This window comes from Arthrobacter sp. P1_B9, from assembly GCF_056406495.1.
The window spans coordinates 111,850-127,953 of record NZ_JBFUAA010000008.1; the positions used below are offsets into that span (position 1 = coordinate 111,850).

At 68.0% G+C, this 16,104-nt stretch carries 14 protein-coding genes; 6 read left to right on the forward strand and 8 right to left on the reverse strand.

The genetic code is table 11. From position 1 onward, the window contains the following. Positions 1-220: 220 nt before the first annotated feature. From AC1D1A_RS12930 to AC1D1A_RS12945, 4 genes are all read right to left on the reverse strand, one after another. Positions 221-892 (reverse strand): nucleotide exchange factor GrpE, encoded by a 672-nt coding sequence (locus AC1D1A_RS12930; protein ID WP_476947874.1) that lies wholly within the window; start codon positions 890-892, stop codon positions 221-223. A gap of 2 nt (positions 893-894) precedes the next feature. Then, the gene (gene dnaK / locus AC1D1A_RS12935; RefSeq protein WP_079550752.1) at positions 895-2,757 is read right to left on the reverse strand and encodes a molecular chaperone DnaK; all 1,863 of its coding nucleotides are present in this window, start codon (positions 2,755-2,757) and stop codon (positions 895-897) included. Positions 2,758-3,132: 375 nt separating this feature from the next. Next, entirely contained in the window at positions 3,133-3,588 is a 456-nt protein-coding gene (locus AC1D1A_RS12940; protein ID WP_476873634.1) for a hypothetical protein, read from the reverse strand. A 91-nt stretch (positions 3,589-3,679) separates the two neighbouring features. Then, a complete protein-coding gene (locus AC1D1A_RS12945) occupies positions 3,680-4,486 on the reverse strand; it encodes a TetR/AcrR family transcriptional regulator (RefSeq protein ID WP_476947875.1) in 807 nt (268 codons plus the stop codon). Positions 4,487-4,610: 124 nt separating this feature from the next. Here AC1D1A_RS12945 and AC1D1A_RS12950 point away from each other — a divergent pair, with 124 nt between their 5' ends. Next, positions 4,611-5,573 carry an NAD-dependent epimerase/dehydratase family protein gene (locus AC1D1A_RS12950; protein WP_230008316.1) on the forward strand — a complete coding sequence of 321 codons (963 nt, stop codon included), beginning with the start codon at positions 4,611-4,613 and terminating at the stop codon, positions 5,571-5,573. Positions 5,574-5,598: 25 nt separating this feature from the next. Here AC1D1A_RS12950 and AC1D1A_RS12955 read toward each other — a convergent pair whose 3' ends face one another. Continuing rightward, a complete protein-coding gene (locus tag AC1D1A_RS12955; protein ID WP_476947876.1) occupies positions 5,599-7,833 on the reverse strand; it encodes an MMPL family transporter in 2,235 nt (744 codons plus the stop codon). Positions 7,834-8,062: 229 nt separating this feature from the next. Between AC1D1A_RS12955 and AC1D1A_RS12960 the strand changes: the two genes are divergently transcribed. Next, positions 8,063-8,641 carry a MarR family winged helix-turn-helix transcriptional regulator gene (locus AC1D1A_RS12960; RefSeq protein WP_476947877.1) on the forward strand — a complete coding sequence of 193 codons (579 nt, stop codon included), beginning with the start codon at positions 8,063-8,065 and terminating at the stop codon, positions 8,639-8,641. A gap of 16 nt (positions 8,642-8,657) precedes the next feature. On the opposite strand, the gene AC1D1A_RS12965 is transcribed toward AC1D1A_RS12960, so the two are convergent. Further along, positions 8,658-10,040, reverse strand: a complete 1,383-nt coding sequence (locus AC1D1A_RS12965) for an APC family permease (protein WP_476947878.1) — start codon at positions 10,038-10,040, stop codon at positions 8,658-8,660. A gap of 141 nt (positions 10,041-10,181) precedes the next feature. Here AC1D1A_RS12965 and AC1D1A_RS12970 point away from each other — a divergent pair, with 141 nt between their 5' ends. The 4 genes from AC1D1A_RS12970 (at position 10,182) to AC1D1A_RS12985 (ending at position 12,976) form a co-directional block, all read left to right on the forward strand. After that, positions 10,182-10,997, forward strand: a complete 816-nt coding sequence (locus tag AC1D1A_RS12970) for a methyltransferase domain-containing protein (protein ID WP_243180592.1) — start codon at positions 10,182-10,184, stop codon at positions 10,995-10,997. Between the two features lie 128 nt (positions 10,998-11,125). Beyond that, positions 11,126-11,578, forward strand: coding sequence for a hypothetical protein (locus AC1D1A_RS12975; RefSeq protein ID WP_476857340.1), 453 nt, complete (start codon positions 11,126-11,128; stop codon positions 11,576-11,578). Positions 11,579-11,751: 173 nt separating this feature from the next. Continuing rightward, on the forward strand, positions 11,752-12,303 hold the full coding sequence (locus tag AC1D1A_RS12980) for a dihydrofolate reductase family protein (RefSeq protein WP_476857339.1): 552 nt from the start codon (positions 11,752-11,754) through the stop codon (positions 12,301-12,303). Positions 12,304-12,352: 49 nt separating this feature from the next. Then, a complete protein-coding gene (locus AC1D1A_RS12985) occupies positions 12,353-12,976 on the forward strand; it encodes a LysE family transporter (RefSeq protein ID WP_230008202.1) in 624 nt (207 codons plus the stop codon). A gap of 60 nt (positions 12,977-13,036) precedes the next feature. Here AC1D1A_RS12985 and AC1D1A_RS12990 read toward each other — a convergent pair whose 3' ends face one another. Together AC1D1A_RS12990 and AC1D1A_RS12995 are read right to left on the reverse strand one after the other, a co-directional pair. Next, entirely contained in the window at positions 13,037-14,641 is a 1,605-nt protein-coding gene (locus AC1D1A_RS12990) for an acyl-CoA synthetase (protein WP_476947879.1), read from the reverse strand. Positions 14,642-14,683: 42 nt separating this feature from the next. Then, positions 14,684-16,063 carry an MFS transporter gene (locus AC1D1A_RS12995; RefSeq protein WP_476857337.1) on the reverse strand — a complete coding sequence of 460 codons (1,380 nt, stop codon included), beginning with the start codon at positions 16,061-16,063 and terminating at the stop codon, positions 14,684-14,686. Positions 16,064-16,104 lie beyond the last annotated feature (41 nt).

Genomic DNA, 16,104 nt, shown 5'->3' on the forward strand with positions numbered 1-16,104 from the left:
GCGTTCGAGCTCCGCTGGATAGGGGGCCGTGCCCGCTTCGCGGTGCCCTATCCAGCTGCGCTGCGTTCATCTCACCTTAGGCGAGACAACCGCTGAGCGGAGCGAGACAAGGGGCCCGGGAGTGGCATCGGGCCTATCGGAGCGTGGCGGCTTGGGTCCGCAGGACCCTAAGCCGCCACGCGTAGGGGCGGGGCCCCTTGTCTCGCTTCGCGATAGGTGACTACGCCGGTACCGCCACGATCACCTGAGCCGCGCGGAGGACGCGGTCGCCGGACTTGTAGCCCGAGCGCAGCACCTGGCTGACGGTGTCGATTTCGATATCCGTGCCGGGCTGCTGGATGAGGGCCTCGTGGATGGTCGGATCGAACTCCACGCCGGTCTCATCGATGCGGACCAGCCCGTACGTCTTCAGCGCAGCCTCCAGTTTGGCGGCGATCGCGGCGAAAGGGCCGTCCGCGAGGTCGCCGTGCTGGCGGGCGGCGTCGACGTCGTCCAGCACCGGGAGCAGGGAGTTCAGGACGCCGATGACGGCCATCTCGCCCGCCACGGCCCGGTCGCGTTCGACCCGCTTGCGGTAGTTGACGTACTCGGCCTGCAGCCGGCGGAGGTCATTCCTGAGCTCCTCCGCCTCGGCAGCGGGCGCACCCTGGGCCACAGATTCCGCGGCGGGCACCTCAACACTGTTGAGGATGTCCTCCGCCTGGGACAGTGCGTCTCCGGAGTCTGCCGCGGCAGCTGCGTGCTCCTGGCCGGGGTGGCGGGCCTGGCCGGTCTTCGGATCAACCTTGCGGTTGTCGTGGATCACCGGCTTCTGCGGCTCGTTCTCCTGCTGTTCCGCGTCGCGCCGGCTCTCGGAAGAACCGTGCTCTTCTTCGTTACCGTGATGCGGCATGATTACTTCTTCTCGTCTTCGTCAACGATTTCGGCGTCGACGATGTCCTCGTCGGAGCCGGCTGCCGGCTCGCCTGCGGGGGCACCCTGCGCACCGGCGTGGCCGTCGGGGGAACCGGCCTGGGCGTAGATGGCTTCGCCGAGCTTGGTCTGGGAAGCCTGCAGCTTCTCGAACGCGGTCTTCACGGCGGCGTCATCGGTGCCTTCGAGGGCCTTCTTGAGGGCGTCGACGTCGGCCTTGACCTCGGTCTTGACCTCTTCGGGCAGCTTGTCGGCGTTGTCGGCGATCAGCTTGTCCACGGAGTAGGCGAGCTGCTCGGCCGTGTTGCGGGTGTCGGTTGCCTCGCGGCGGGCCTTGTCCTCGGCTGCGTGCTCTTCGGCGTCGTGGACCATGCGGTCGATGTCTTCCTTGGACAGCGCGGTGCCGCCGGTAATGGTCATGGACTGTTCCTTGCCGGTGCCCTTGTCCTTCGCCGAAACGTGCACGATGCCGTTGGCGTCGATGTCGAAGGTGACCTCGACCTGCGGAACGCCGCGGGGGGCCGGCGCGATGCCGGTCAGCTCGAACGTGCCCAGCGGCTTGTTGTCGCGGGTGAACTCACGCTCGCCCTGGAAGACTTGGATGGCCACGGACGGCTGGTTGTCATCCGCAGTGGTGAAGGTTTCGCTCCGCTTGGTCGGGATGGCGGTGTTGCGCTCGATCAGGTGCGTCATGATGCCGCCCTTGGTTTCGATGCCAAGGGACAACGGGGTGACGTCGATCAGCAGCACGTCCTTGCGCTCGCCCTTGAGGACACCGGCCTGCAGGGCGGCGCCGACGGCGACGACCTCATCGGGGTTGACGCCCTTGTTGGGCTCCTTGCCGCCGGCCAGTTCCTTGACGAGGTCGTAGACGGCCGGCATGCGGGTGGAGCCGCCGACGAGCACGATGTGGTCGATCTCGGAGAGCTTGATGCCTGCTTCCTTGATGACATCCTGGAACGGCTTCTTGGTGCGGTCCAGCAGGTCCTTGGTGAGGTCCTGGAACTTGGCGCGGGTCAGCTGCTCGTCCAGGTGGACCGGGCCGTCGGGGGTGACGGACAGGTACTGGAGGGAAACGTTGGTGCTGGAGGAGGAAGAGAGTTCCTTCTTGGCCTGCTCCGCGGCTTCGCGGAGACGCTGCAGGGCAATCTTGTCCTTCGTGAGGTCGATGCCCTTGACCTTGAGCTGGTTCAGCAGGTATTCAACGACGCGCTGGTCCCAGTCGTCGCCGCCGAGGTGGTTGTCACCGGCGGTGGCGCGGACCTGGATGGTGGAGAAGTTGTCCTCATCCTTGCCGACCTCCAGAAGGGAGACGTCGAAGGTTCCGCCGCCGAGGTCGAAGACCAGGATGAGTTCGTCTTCCTTGCCCTTGTCCAGGCCGTAGGCCAGGGCGGCCGCTGTGGGCTCGTTGACGATGCGCAGGACGTTCAGGCCGGCGATTTCTCCGGCCTCCTTGGTGGCCTGGCGCTGGGCGTCGTTGAAGTAGGCCGGCACGGTGACGACGGCGTCGGTGACCTTTTCACCGAGGTAGGACTCGGCGTCGTTCTTAAGCTTCATGAGGATACGGGCGGAAATTTCCTGCGCCGTGTACTTCTTGTCGTCAATGGCGACGGTCCAGTCAGTGCCCATGTGGCGCTTGACGGACGCGATGGTGCGGTCAATGTTGTTGACGGCCTGGCGCTTGGCGATCTCGCCGACCAGGACCTCGCCGGACTTGGAGAAGGCAACAACCGACGGCGTGGTGCGGCCACCCTCGGCGTTGGCAATGACGGTGGGCTCGCCACCTTCGAGAACGGAGACGACGGAGTTAGTGGTTCCGAGGTCAATACCTACTGCACGTGACATGGATTGTTTCCTTACTTCCTTGGAATCTTGCGGAGATGGCCGCGGACCCGCAGTGGCTCCAACCACAGTGGCTGTGGCTATAACCTCAATTGCTCTAACCGCAGTGGGTCCGACCGTTATTGAGCGATCTACACTCAACTTTACCCAGAGGGGGACATAAGTCAATTTAAAGTTGAGCGAACTCGACTCAACTTCGCTTTCCCGCCTCGCCCGCGGCAGCTCCTCGCCGCCTAAATTCCCCTCAATCCAGCCCTTCCGGCGCGTCCCGGGCGGCGTTTCGCCCTGCGCGAACCTGCCCGCTGGGCGCAGGGGCGCAGACCTGGGCAGGGGACCAGCCGGCGCCCGCGCCGGCTGGTCCCGCCAGCTTTGATCCCGTTAGTTATCGCCCCGAGCGGCGTCGCCGTCGGCAGGCTCTCCCGCTGCCGGCCGGGCGGATCGCTCGGGACGGGACGTACCGGCGCTCCCGTAGTCACCTTCGGGGTATTCACCTTCCTCGGCGACGCCGGCGGGCTCACCGGAGACCCCGCCCTCGCCGTAGTCGCCCTCGGGATAGTCGCCTTCCACGTCGCCGACGACGGCGGCTCCGGCCACGCCGGCCTCGCCGTAGTCCCCCGCGGCGTACTCCCCCTCGACGGCGGTGGGCGGGACTTGGCCTGCCGTGCCGGCGGAGCCGTAGTCGCCCTCAGCGTATTGCCCCTCAGGTGCCGCGGCCTCTGCCTCATCTTCCGCGGGACCGGTACCGACGTTCCGCGGCGCCGCTTTTCCGGGGACATTCTCTTCAGGCGTGTTCTCTGCAGGCCTGTTCTCTTCAGGCCTGGTCTCTTCAGACATGGATGGATCCTTCCTGGACGCATCTGGCGCGCCCGTGCGGGCGCAGGGGCAGTCTATCGAGCGCCACGGCAAGGCAACAGGGGAACCTGGTTTACCGGGCAGCGCCGGCCGCCGGCAGGCCCGCGACGTCGGCCAGCACCGCGAGGTGGTGGCCGAAGAGCTCCTCCCGGGCTGTGAACGTGTCTGCGCCATACTGGCCGAAAACCTCGAAACTGACGGCGCCGAAGAGCGAGGTCCAGGCCAGTGCGCCGCGGGCCAGGAGGTCATCCGGCACCGCCAGGCCGAACTCGGCGCGGATTTTCGCCAGGTCCCCCGCCAGCCCGGCGGCCACGGCAGGACTCCGCTGGCCGGTCGCGGCGAGCCGCCCGGCCCGGAAGGCGCCGTCGAGGATTGCCATGAGGGCCGTAATCACCCTCGTCCCGGGGCCGGTGGTCCGCTCCGCCGGGGCCTGGTAACCGGGCACCGGACTGCCGAAGAGCAGGGCGTAGCGGGAGGGCTCGCGCAGCGCCCAGTCCCGCACCGCACGGCCCAGCGCCGCGAAGCGCCCGCCGAAGTCATCCTCCGGCACTGCCCCGACGGCGGCATCCACCGCATCGCCAAGTTCGTTGTACGCATCAATCAGCAGAAGGGTCAGCAGCTCCTCGCGGCTCTCCACGTAGCGGTAGACCGCCGAAGAGACAACCCCGAGATCACGGGCCACGGCGCGGAGGGACAGCGCGGCGGCCCCGTGCAGCGCCAGATGCTCCCGGCCCAGCCGGACGATATCGGCCACCGTCTGGGCGCGGGCACGCTCGCGCGGGGTGCGCAGCCGCGCCGCCGCCGGGGCCGCTCCGGCCGCTCCGGCCGGGCCTGCCGCAACGCCGACGTCTATCGCGCCCGCAATCCTGTCCTCTGGCATGAGTCCAGCATTCCACATCCAAGAGCACTGTCAACAAATGTGAGCACCGCTCTTGACTTGCCGGCCACGGCGGCGCATCCTGAATGGGAGAGCACTGCTCTCGTTATTTCAAAAGGAGATCGGAATGTCCCAACCTGCAGCCTCCGGACACCAACCGTCCAGGCTCTATGTCGTCACAGGGGCCGGCCCGGTGGGCTGGACCGTCGCCGAACAGTTGGCAGCGGCGGGCCACCGGGTGCGCCTCCTGACGAGGTCCGGCAGCGGACCCGCCCACCCGCTGGTGGAACGAGTGTCGATCGACGTGTCCGAGCCCGCCCGGCTCGGCGAGGCCGTCCAGGGCGCCGCGGCCGTTTTTCACTGCATCCACGGCTCGCGGTACAACGCCGAGGTGTGGGCCAGGGAACTGCCGGCCGCCGAGCTGAATGTGCTCGCCGCGGCGGGCGCGGCGGGCGCCGTCGTGGTCTTCCCGGAAAGCCTGTACTCCTACAGCACCCCGGAAAACATCATGACCGAGGACAGCCCCCGGCAGGCACAGGGCGGCAAGCGCGGAGTCCGGACCGCACTGCTCGCGGCCCGGGCGGCCTCCCCCACCGCCACCGTGAGCATGGTGGCCGGCGATTTCTTCGGGCCGCGGGTCCGCAACTCGCACGCCGGCGAGCGCATGGTCCGGCCCGTCGCGGCCGGCAAGCCAATGCAGGTGATCGGGCGGGCGGACCAGCCGCATTCCTTCACGTATGTCCCGGACCTCGCGGCCGCCATGATTGCGGCGGCTGACAGGCCCCAGGTGTGGAACCGGGTATGGCATGCGCCCACTGGACCTGCACTGACCCAGCGCGAGATCGCGGGGGCATTCGCCAAGGCGGCCGGCGCCCGGGCACCGCGTGTCACCGGCGTTCCCGGGTGGGCGGTGAGGGCAATGGGAGTGTTTTCCACGGATATGCGGGACCTGGCCGAGACCCTGTACCAGTTCGAGCACCCCTTCGTCATGGATTCCACGGCGAGCCAGGCCGCGCTGGGGCTGACACCGACCCCGCTGCACGAGGCAGCCGCCGCCACCGTTGCCTGGTGGAGGGACCAGGGACAGTGACGGCGGCTGCGGTCTTCGGTTCCGCCTAGCGGACCCCGGCCTCCTCGTTTTCAGCCGGATCTGCCTTCGGATTTTCGGCGGACAGCGTGGCCCGGGCGCCGTCGCGGGCCACAGCCCCGCTCCCTGGCCGGCCGAGCTTGCCGGGCCACCAAAGCCGCGGGCCGATGTCGTAGGCCAGCGCGGGCACCAGCAGGGAGCGGACCAGCACCGTGTCCAGCAGGACGCCGAACGCGACGATGAAGGCGAGCTGGACCAGGAACATGATCGGGATGACGCCGAGGGCCGCGAAGGTGGCCGCCAGGACCACCCCGGCAGAGGTGATGACCCCGCCTGTCACTACGAGGCCGCGCAGGATGCCGGCCCGGGTGCCGTGCTTGAGGGATTCCTCCCGGACCCGGCTCATCAGGAAGATGTTGTAGTCGACGCCCAGTGCCACGAGGAAGACGAAGCCGAACAGGGGCACCGTCGCATCCGCGCCCGGGAAGCTGAAGACATTGTTGAACACGAAGGCGGAGACGCCCATCGCCGCGGCATAGGACAGGACCACGGAGGCGACCAGCAGGACCGGCGCGAGCACCGAGCGCAGCAGCAGCATGAGGATGACCAGGATGACGCCCAGGACCACCGGGATGATGGTGACGAGGTCGCGCTGGGCAGTGGTGTTGGTATCCAGCGCCGTGGCCGTCACACCGCCGACCAGCACACCGCTGTCTATCTTCTTCAGGTCCTGGCGGAGCGACACCACGGCGTTTTCGGCCTCGGCGGAGTCCGCGGCGTGGTTCAGCGTCGCGTTGATCAGGACCTTCCCGTCCCTGATTGCGGGGGCAGCCGGCGCGCCCGGGGCGCCGGTGATGACCGGGGCGCCGCCTTCGGCCAGCAGATAGGCGTCTCCGACGCCGTCGCTGGTCTGCAGCTTCGCCAGAACGTCCTGGGCGTTTGCCTCGTCGGCCACGATCACCGCGGGGCTGCCGGACCCGGCGTCGAAGTGCCGGCCCAGGGCATCCTGCCCGTCGACGGCATTGGAGGAGGTGAGGATGACGTCGGTCTGGGCGACGCCGTTGGCTTTAAGCTGCAGGAGGCCGGTAGCGGCTACCAGGAGCAGCAGCACCGAGGCGACCCAGACCGTGCGCGGCCGGCGGGATACGAGCGAACCGGTGGCCCGCCAGAGTCCCTTCTGGCCCTCGAGGCCGGTGACCAGTTCCGGTTCCCGATCGGTTTCCGGTAGCAGTTTGGGCCGGAACGGCCAGAACGCTGCCCGGCCCAGCAGTGCCATCAGGGCCGGCAGCAGGGTCAGGGCGGCGAAGAGCGCGCAGAGGATGCCCGCCGCCGCCACCGGGCCGAGGGCCTTGTTGGAGTTGAGGTCGGAGAACAGCAGGCAGAGCAGCGCGATGATTACGGTGGCGCCGGAGGCCAGGATCGGTTCCCAGGCCGCCTTCCATGCGGTGACGGCGGCGGCCGTCCGGTTGGTGGTGTGGGTCAGGGCTTCGCGGAACCGGGCCACATACAGCAGGGCGTAGTCGGTGGCTGCGCCGATCACCAGGATGGACAGGATGCCCTGGCTCTGGCCGTTCAATTGGATCCAGCCGGCCTTAGCCATGCCAAACACCAGCAGGATCGCGGCGCACAGCGCGAAGACCGACGTGAACAGCACCATGACGGGCAGCAGCAGGGAACGGTAGACAATCAGCAGGATCAGGAACACGGCGCCCAGGGCCACGAGCAGCAGGATGCCGTCAATGCCGGCAAAGGCACTCACAAGGTCCGCGGTGAGGCCGGCCGGTCCGGTGACGAATGTCTGCATTCCGGCCGGCGCGGACGCCCGGACCTCGTTGCGCAGTTCTTTGACGACTGTTTTCACTTCCGCCGAGGAAGCAATGGGCACCACGAACTGGACTGCCTTGGCGTCCTCGGAAGGGATGGGACCGATAACCGTGCTCCCGGCCTGCAGGGCCTCCAGCTTGCCCTTGAGGGCCGCGGTCTCGCGGAGCTGGGCCGGGGTGAAGGCGGAGTCGCTCTCAACCACGATCACTGCCGGGATCTCCTTGGAGTCCCTGAACTTTGCCTGCCAGTCCGCAGCCTCGGTGGCCTCGGCCCCGGCGGGAAGGAACGATGCCTGGTCATTTGATGACACCTCGCTCAGGCGGCCGAATGTAGGGCCGCCGACGCCGGCGATCGCCAGCCAGGCCAGGACGAGCACTGCGGGGACCAGCCAGCGCAGCCAGAACGGGACACGGGTCGCCGCGGACGAAGTCGTTTTCATGTTTCCTTCCAGGGTGCGCCTCGGAGTGGGAGCAGAGATCAACTCCATAGTAGACTATCTCCATCATAGAGATAACCCATTTGCCGGGGGCACCGGAGGAGAATGGAAAGACAGCCGGCGTCAGACCGCTCCGCAGACCCTGCAGTAGACTCCCGAAGGCGCCGTCGACAGCGCCGACCTGCCGCGGTCAGACCACCGGGGCAGGATCAAGGGACGAAGGAGGTCCGCCGTGTCAGCCGAATCCCCGGGCCTATCCGAAGACGCAGGCCCATCCGAAGACGCGGTCTCGCCCAAGAACACAGTCCCGCCCGAAGCCGCCGGTCCGCCGCCCCTCGTCCGGCTCCTGCAGGAATTCACCCTCGAAGCCAACCGTTATGTGGACTCCGCCGGCGGCCGCAATGACATGCACCGCACGGACCTCAACGCCCTCGCCGTCATCATGCGGCACGCGGCGCGGGACCAGATTGTCACTCCAGGGGTGCTGAGGAAAGAGCTGAACCTCAGCTCCCCGGCCACCACCGCACTGATCGACCGGCTCCACAGTTCCGGCCACGTGGTCCGTGAGCGCGAGGGCGCGGACCGCCGCCAGGTGCAGCTGCGCATGACGCCCAAGGCCTACCGGGACGGCGGCGCAATGTTCCTGCCGCTGGCCCGCCACATGGGCGCAGCCATGGCGAACTTCACGCCCGAAGAACTGGAGATCGCCACCCGCTTCATGAACTCCATGATCGATGCCACTGTCCGGGCCGGTGAGGAAGCGGCCCGCGGCCCCGGGCCGGAGCAAGCGCCGGGGCAGCGCCCCGGCTGACTCGCGGCCTGCTGCGTCACGGATGGGCGGCGGTTTCCGGCCGGCCACCGGGGAGCGCCTCCGCCAGTGCAGAAGGCGCCGTTTCCTGTTCTTGGGTCCCGCCAAAACGCCTGCCGACGCCGACGGCGGCCGCTGCCAGTGCCAGCGGAACCCCCAGCGCCCAGCCGCTGAAGATCAGGACGGCCACCATGACCCCGGCCGCCACGATCACGCCGTACCAGGCAACGGTCCGCGGCTGCAGCAGCCGGATGCCGGCCGCCAGCCCAAACGCGGTGACGGCCGTGAAACACGCCGAGGCGGCGCCGATCTGGAACTGCATGTCGGTGAGTCCGGCGACGGCGGCAGCGAAGGACAGCAACGTCAGGACGGCCAGAGTTGCCAGGCTTCCGGCGGGTACCTGCCCCCGCCCGGCACCGCGTGCAAGGGCGGGCGGCAGCACGCCGTCGGATGCCAGGGCGGCCCCGAGCCGGCTGGCCCCGGCCACGAAGGTGTTGATGGGGCCGAACGTCAAAACCGCCGCCGCAACCGCGGTGAGCGGGGCCGCCAATGAACCCAGCCCTTTCTCCAGCAACGCCGCGACGGGCACCGCCGTAGCGGGCAGTTCCGGGCCGAGGACGGCCACCGAGGCGGCGACAACGCCAATGTAGACCGCGCCCACCACAATCAGCGTGAGCCACGTGGCCCGCCGGAGATCGCGCCCGGGGTTCCGGAACTCACCGGCCAGGTGCGAGACGGCTTCCCAGCCGGCGAAGCAGAAGAACAGCAGGCTCGCGGCACCGCCGACCGCCCAGTAGCCGTGCGGGGCGAAGGGCTGGAAATTTTCCGCTTTGGCGTGCGGTACCGCGAGGACGACGGCGAGCGCGAGCAGTGCCACCAGCAGCACCATGAGCACCAGTTGCATGCGGCTGGAAACCCTGATGCCGACGGCGTTGCTCGCGAAGGCGGCCAGCAGGATCACCGCCGCCGCGAGGACTGCGGTGTCCCGGCCGCCGCCGACGGCGTGGGCGATGTAGTTGCCGCCGATCACGGCCGTTGCCGGGGCACCGAAGGGGATCGAAAAGTAGAAGAGGTACCCGGCCACCACCGAGGCGCGGCGACCAAAGGCACGCTTGACGAAGTGGGCGATCCCTCCGGCGTCGGGCTGCTGGCGGCTCATTTCGGCGAAGCTGAAGGCAACGGGAATGCAGAACACCAGCAGGACAGCCCAGGCCAGGAGCGACGCCGGGCCTGCCTCCTTGGCTGCGATGGCGGGAAGCACCAGGACACCCGAGCCCAGGATCGCGCCGACATAGATTCCGGTGGCCCGGAACAGGCCCAGTCCGTTGCCGGCGCCGCTGCCGCTGCCGCTGCCGCTTTTGCTGTTGCTGTTGCTGTTGCTGTTGCTGTTGCTGATCTTCACTCCTCCATTCATCCGTAGAATCGCCGGCGCCGGAAGCGGCAAAACTGACGGCCACCCGCAAAAAACTGCCTGCGGCGCACGCCTGCTGACCCGCAGTTGGGGGTCCACCCTTTTCCGGGCGAGGGAGGGTAGCGTTCCATTATGAGTGCGCAGCAGCCTGACGATGTGTACACGCACGGCCACCACGAGTCGGTGGTCCGTGCCCATGCCTCCCGCACGGCGGAAAACTCGGCAGCGTTCGTGCTCCCGCATCTGATGCCCGGGACCTCCGTCCTCGACGTCGGCTGTGGGCCTGGCAGCATCACCTGCGACTTCGCGGAGCTGGTGGCGCCGGGCAGGGTCACAGGCTTGGACCGCTCCCCCGACATCATCGCCCAGGCCGCGGCCCTCGCCGTCGAGCGCGGCGTGGACAATGTCGGCTTTGCCGCCGGCAACATCTACGACCTCGATTTCCCGGACGAATCCTTCGACGTCGTCCACGCCCATCAGGTCCTCCAGCACCTCACGGACCCCGTCGCGGCGCTGCGGGAGATGCGGCGGGCGGCCAAGGCAGGCGGGATAGTGGCGGTGCGCGACGCCGACTTCCACGGCATGAGCTGGTACCCGGCCATCCCCGAACTCGACGACTGGATGGAGCTCTACCAGCGGATCGCCCGCCGCAATGGCGCCGAGCCCGACGCCGGCCGCCGGCTCGTGTCCTGGGCGCAGGCCGCCGGCTTCACGGATGTGGCGCCGTCCAGCAGCAACTGGCTCTACGCCACTGGGCATGAGCGGCGCTGGCAGGCCCGGGTGTGGGGCGAGCGGGTGCTGCATTCGTCCTTTGCCGACCAGGCGCTCGAGTACGGCCTGGCCAGCGAGGCGGACCTGGCCCGGATTTCCGCGGGCTGGCACCGGTGGGGCTCCACCGACGACGGCTGGTTCCTGATTCCCAACGGCGAGGTCATCGCCCGGGCGTGAGCGGCGGCCGTGGTCACAGCACCGGCACAGGCCGCCGAAAGTGCAGCCATAACTCCGCGCCTGAGGCTGGGTACAGGCCGAATCCTCGGCCGGCCCGGAAGCCCAGGCCCCAGCAAAGGAGTTTCACCATGGCAAAGATCAACAAGACCACCGCGGGCATCATGCTCGCTGCGGTGATCGGCGGCGGCGCCATCGGCGCATCGGCCATCCCCGCGATGGCTGCCGATTCCACCGGCAGCTCGTCCTCGACCCAGGCCACCGACGGCTACGGCATCGGGGGCCAGCGCGGCCCGCACCAGGCCAACGGAAAGACGGAGGAGGTCCTCACCGGCGACACCGCCACGAAGGTCGAAGCGGCGGTAAAGGCCGCCCAGCCGGATGCGGCGATCGAGCGGATGGAGACTGACGCCGACGGCGCCACCTACGAAGCCCACATCACGAAGGCGGACGGCACGCGCGCCACTGTCCTGCTGGATGCGAACTTCACGGTGACCGCAACCCAGGAAGGCCAGGGCGGCCCCGGCGGCGGCCATGGCGGCCCCGGGGACACCGCCACGGATGGCTACACGTCCAACGGCTAACCCTTAGCGGGTCTTGGGCGCGCTCCTTGCACGCCCAAGACCCGCGATGCTGGCGGCACGGCCGGCCTCCGGGGCGTTCGCCGTCGAGTTGCCGGCAGCCATTCCCTGCTTCCGGGTCTGCGGATAGGGTGCATTAGATATCTGGACTGGAGACCCACGGCAAGGAGAAACCCATGCGCAAATTGACGGCCGGCCTTTTCTGCTCTGTGGACGGCGTGGTTGAAGACCCGTTCAAGTGGCAATTCGACAGCTTCGACGAAGAGCTCGGTGCCGGGATGGGCGAGATGATGGGCCGGATCGACACTGCGCTCCTCGGCCGCGTGGGCTACCAGCAATGGGCAGAATACTGGCCCAACGCCGAAAGCGACGCGGACTTTGCCGGATTCATCAATCCGCTGCCGAAATTTGTCGCGTCCAGGACCCTGACAGGCGAGCTGGATTGGCAAAATTCACGCCTGATCGAGGGCCCGCTGGAAGACTTCGTCGCGGCCCTGAAGAACAGCGACGGCGGTGAAATCGGGATCTTCAGCAGCATTTCGCTGGTCCACCAGTTACTGTTCGCCGGGCTGCTCGACACCTTGATGCTGATCGTCCATCCCGTGATCGCCGGCAGCGGGCGGCGGCTGTTCAACGACGGCGATGCCCTCACCCGGCTGGAGCTGCAGTCGTCCCAGCAGACCAGCAAAGGCAACATGATTCTCAGCTACGGCCTCAGCCGCGACTGACTCCCGTCATCAATCGGACCCGCCACGGCCGGGACCGTAAACTTACCTGGTGCAACCCTCCCTTTGGCTGGCCCTGGCCGGCGCCGGCGTCCTGATCAGCTTCACTCCCGGCGCGGGCGCCATCAACACCATGAGCAACTCCCTGAACTCGGGATTCCGCCGGTCCCTTTGGGGCATCCTGGGCCAGCAGGCCGCCCTCGTTGTGCACATCCTGATCGTGGCCCTCGGCGTCGGGGTGCTCGTGGCGAGCTCACCGGTTGCCTTCAACGTGATCCGCTACGCCGGCGCCGCCTACCTGGTCTACCTGGGCATCCGGCAGTTCCTGCACAAGCCGGACCTGGATCAGGAGAAGGCCGCGGCCCTGCGCAACGAGCCGGGCCTGTCCATGTTCCGCCGTGGCCTCTGGGTCAATCTGCTCAACCCCAAAGCCGTGGTCTTCTTCTTGGCCTTCATGCCGCAGTTCATCCGGCCGGAGCAGCCGCTGCTGCCGCAGTACGTGGTCCTGGCCGCTACCGTGATCGTGATCGACGTGGCGGTCATGTGGTTCTTCTTCGCGGCTGCGGCCCGGTCCTTCCAGCGCTTCACCCGCGACGCCCGCGGGCAAAAGGTGCTGAACCGGACGTTCGGCGGGCTCTTCGTCGGCGTCGGCGTCCTGCTGGCCGCAATCCACTAAGCACCGCGGCCGCCGGCGGCGACCAGAGACCGGCTCACCGTCCGGGACCGGGCTCCCCCGTCAGACGTGGCCGGGCGCCAGCTTCCGAAGGTCCGCTTTCCGGATCTTGCCGCTCGCTGTCCGGGGCATCTCGTCCACGAAGACGACGGATTTGGGGATCTTATACCTCGCCAGCCGGCCCTCCAGGTGGGAGCGCAGCTGCTCTTCCGTGAGCCGGGCGCCCTCCCGCAACAGCACCACGGCCCGCGGCACCTCGCCCCATTTCTCGTCCGGCACCCCGATCACCGCGACGCTTCCGACGGCGTCGAGCTCGGCGATCGCCTGCTCCACCTCGGCGGGATAGATGTTCTCCCCGCCGGAGATGATCATGTCCTTGAGCCGGTCGGAGATGAACACGAAACCGTCCGGGTCCTTGTAGCCCATGTCTCCGGACTTGAACCAGCCGTCCCCTGTGTAGGAGTCCGACGAGGCCTCGGGCCGGTTCCAGTACTGGTGGATGACGTTGGGACCCTTGATCTGGATCTCCCCCACCATTCCGGGCGCAGCGGGCCCGGACGCCGGGTCGAGGGGATCGGCCACCCGGACATCGGTGAAGAAATGCGGCAGTCCGGAGGACCCGGCCTTGTCCCGGGACCTCGCCGCCGGCAGCGTGGTGGCGCCCGGGGCCGTCTCGGTCATGCCGTAGCCGTTGGAGAAGCGCAGCCCCCTCCGCTCGTAGGCTTCCAGGACCCGCATCGGCACCGCGGACCCGCCGCATGTCAGTTTGTTCAGCGAGCTGAGGTCCGTGGCGTCCCAGTCCGGGTGCTCGCACAGCATCTGGTAGGTCGTGGGCACCCCGCTGATAGTCGTTGCGCGGTGCTGCTGGATCAGCTCGAGCGTCCGGCGGGGATCGAACTTGGCCTCCAATATCACGGTGCCACCTTTGAGGAGCGTGGGCAGGACGCCCATGTCCAGGGAGGCGACGTGGAACATCGGGGAGATCATGAGAGCCACGTCGGTGGAGGCAAAGTCGAAATCGACCAGCACGTTGATGCAGTTCCACGTGATGTTGCCGTGGGTCAGGAGCGCGCCTTTGGGGTTTCCGGTGGTTCCGGAGGTGTAGAGGATCATGGCGGCGTCGTCCAGGCCCACGGGCTCGTCCGGCGCCAGCGCCGCACCGGACGCGATGACGGCCTCATACGCCTCCACGGCGGTTCCCCGGCCAGCGCCGCCGTCGGCCCCGCCGTCGGGCAGCGTTGAATCGGGCACTGTTTTGGCTGGCGCTGTCGACTCGTCGACGACGATCCGCGAACCCACGGCCGTCTCCGCCGAGCCGCGTTCCGCGAGCACCGCGAGCGCCTCCGAGTGGACCAGCACGACAGCGCCGCTGTCCCGGAGCTGGAACTGGATCTCGGGCGGCGCGAGCCGGGTGTTCAGCGGGACGAAGACGGCACCTGCCAGGCCGGCGGCGAAGAGGGTCTCCAGGAAGGAGGGATCGTTTTCGCCCAGGTAGGCCACTCTGTCGCCTTTGATTACGCCGCGGTCCCGGAGGGCGTTGGCGAGCCGGGTGGAGCGTCCCGCGAGCTCGCTGTAGCTGAGACTGCGTTCCCCGGCGATGATTGCGGTCTTGGTGCCCGACTTCGGGCGGCGCCGTTGCAGCCACGAGCCGATGCCAAAATTCTCCACGGAAAATCCTTTCTAGTTAGACGGTAGCGCCAGCGGGCCTGGTTAGGACCGGACAGTCTGCAGATCGTTGTTCTTGGGCTCTCGCGTCAGCAGGATGAAGACGATCGACACGACGGACATGATGGTCAGGTACCAGACCACGGCGGCCGTGTCCTGTCCGGAATCCTTGAAGATCTGCGCCACGATGCCCGGCGTGAATCCCGCGCCGAGGAGCGTGGCGAGCTGGTAGCCCAGCGAGGCGCCGGTGTAGCGCGAGGTGGTGCCGAACTGCTCGGACACGAACGCCGCGAGCGGGCCGAACAGGGTGGAATGGATCATGAGGCCCACGGCGAAGGCCACGAAGATCAGCCCGATGTTGTTGGAGGACAGGAGCTGGAACATCGGCGTGAGGTACAGGATGAAGAGCACCAGGCCGCCGATCATGACGGGCCGCCGTCCCAGCTTGTCGGAGAGCCGGCCGCCCATGATCACGAAGGCGATGGACACGAAGGAGGCGGCCGCGAAGGCGTAGAGAACGCCCTGCCGGTCCGCACCCTTGGACACGGCGTAGGTCACGGAGAACGTGGCCAGCACCACCTGGAGCGCAAACCCGGCCGCGCCGGCCAGCATGGTGAAGATCAGGGTCTTGGGCCGGCGCAGGACCTGCAGGAGGGGAATCTCGCGGCGCACCGGCGCGCTGCCCGGCACCGTCCGCTGGGTGTTGTCCCGTTCGGCCTGTTCCCGCTCGGCTTTCTCTTGTTCCAGTGCCGCCTTGAAGATGGGGCTTTCGGAGACCTTGAGCCGGACGAACATGCCGATGCCCAGCAGGACGAAGGACAGCAGGAACGGCACGCGCCAGCCCCAGGCCAGGAACTGCTCGTTGGGCAGGGCCGCGAACGCGCCCATCACCAGGGTGCCCAGCACCGCGCCGGTGGGGGCGCCGGCGTTGACGAACGAAGCCGCGAAGCCGCGCTTGCCCGATTCCGAATGCTCCAGCGCCATGAGGGCGGCGCCGCCCCACTCCCCTCCGACGGCAATGCCCTGGCAGACCCGGAGGATCACGAGCATCACGGCACCCCAGGCTCCGGCCACCGCGGCGCCGGGCACCAGTCCGATCAGGGTGGAGGCGATGCCCATGACCAGCATCGAGACAATCAGCATGTTCTTGCGTCCCAGCCGGTCGCCGAAGTGGCCGAAGATGATGCCGCCGAGGGGCCGTGCCACGTAGCCGGCGGCGAACGTCCCGTACGCGGCCACCACCCCCACCCATTCGTCCGCGCCGGAGAAGAACACCTTGGGAAAGACCACCGCGGCGGCCGTGGCATAGAGCAGGAAGTCGTAGTACTCGATGGTGCTGCCGAGATAGCTGGAGGCAATGACGGTCCGTGCTTCACGGCGACGCGTACCCGCGTCCATGGCCTGCAACTGCGAAATTTGGGACATCGTTGTTCCTTATGGCAGAGGGGGATGGTGAAGGGGTGTGG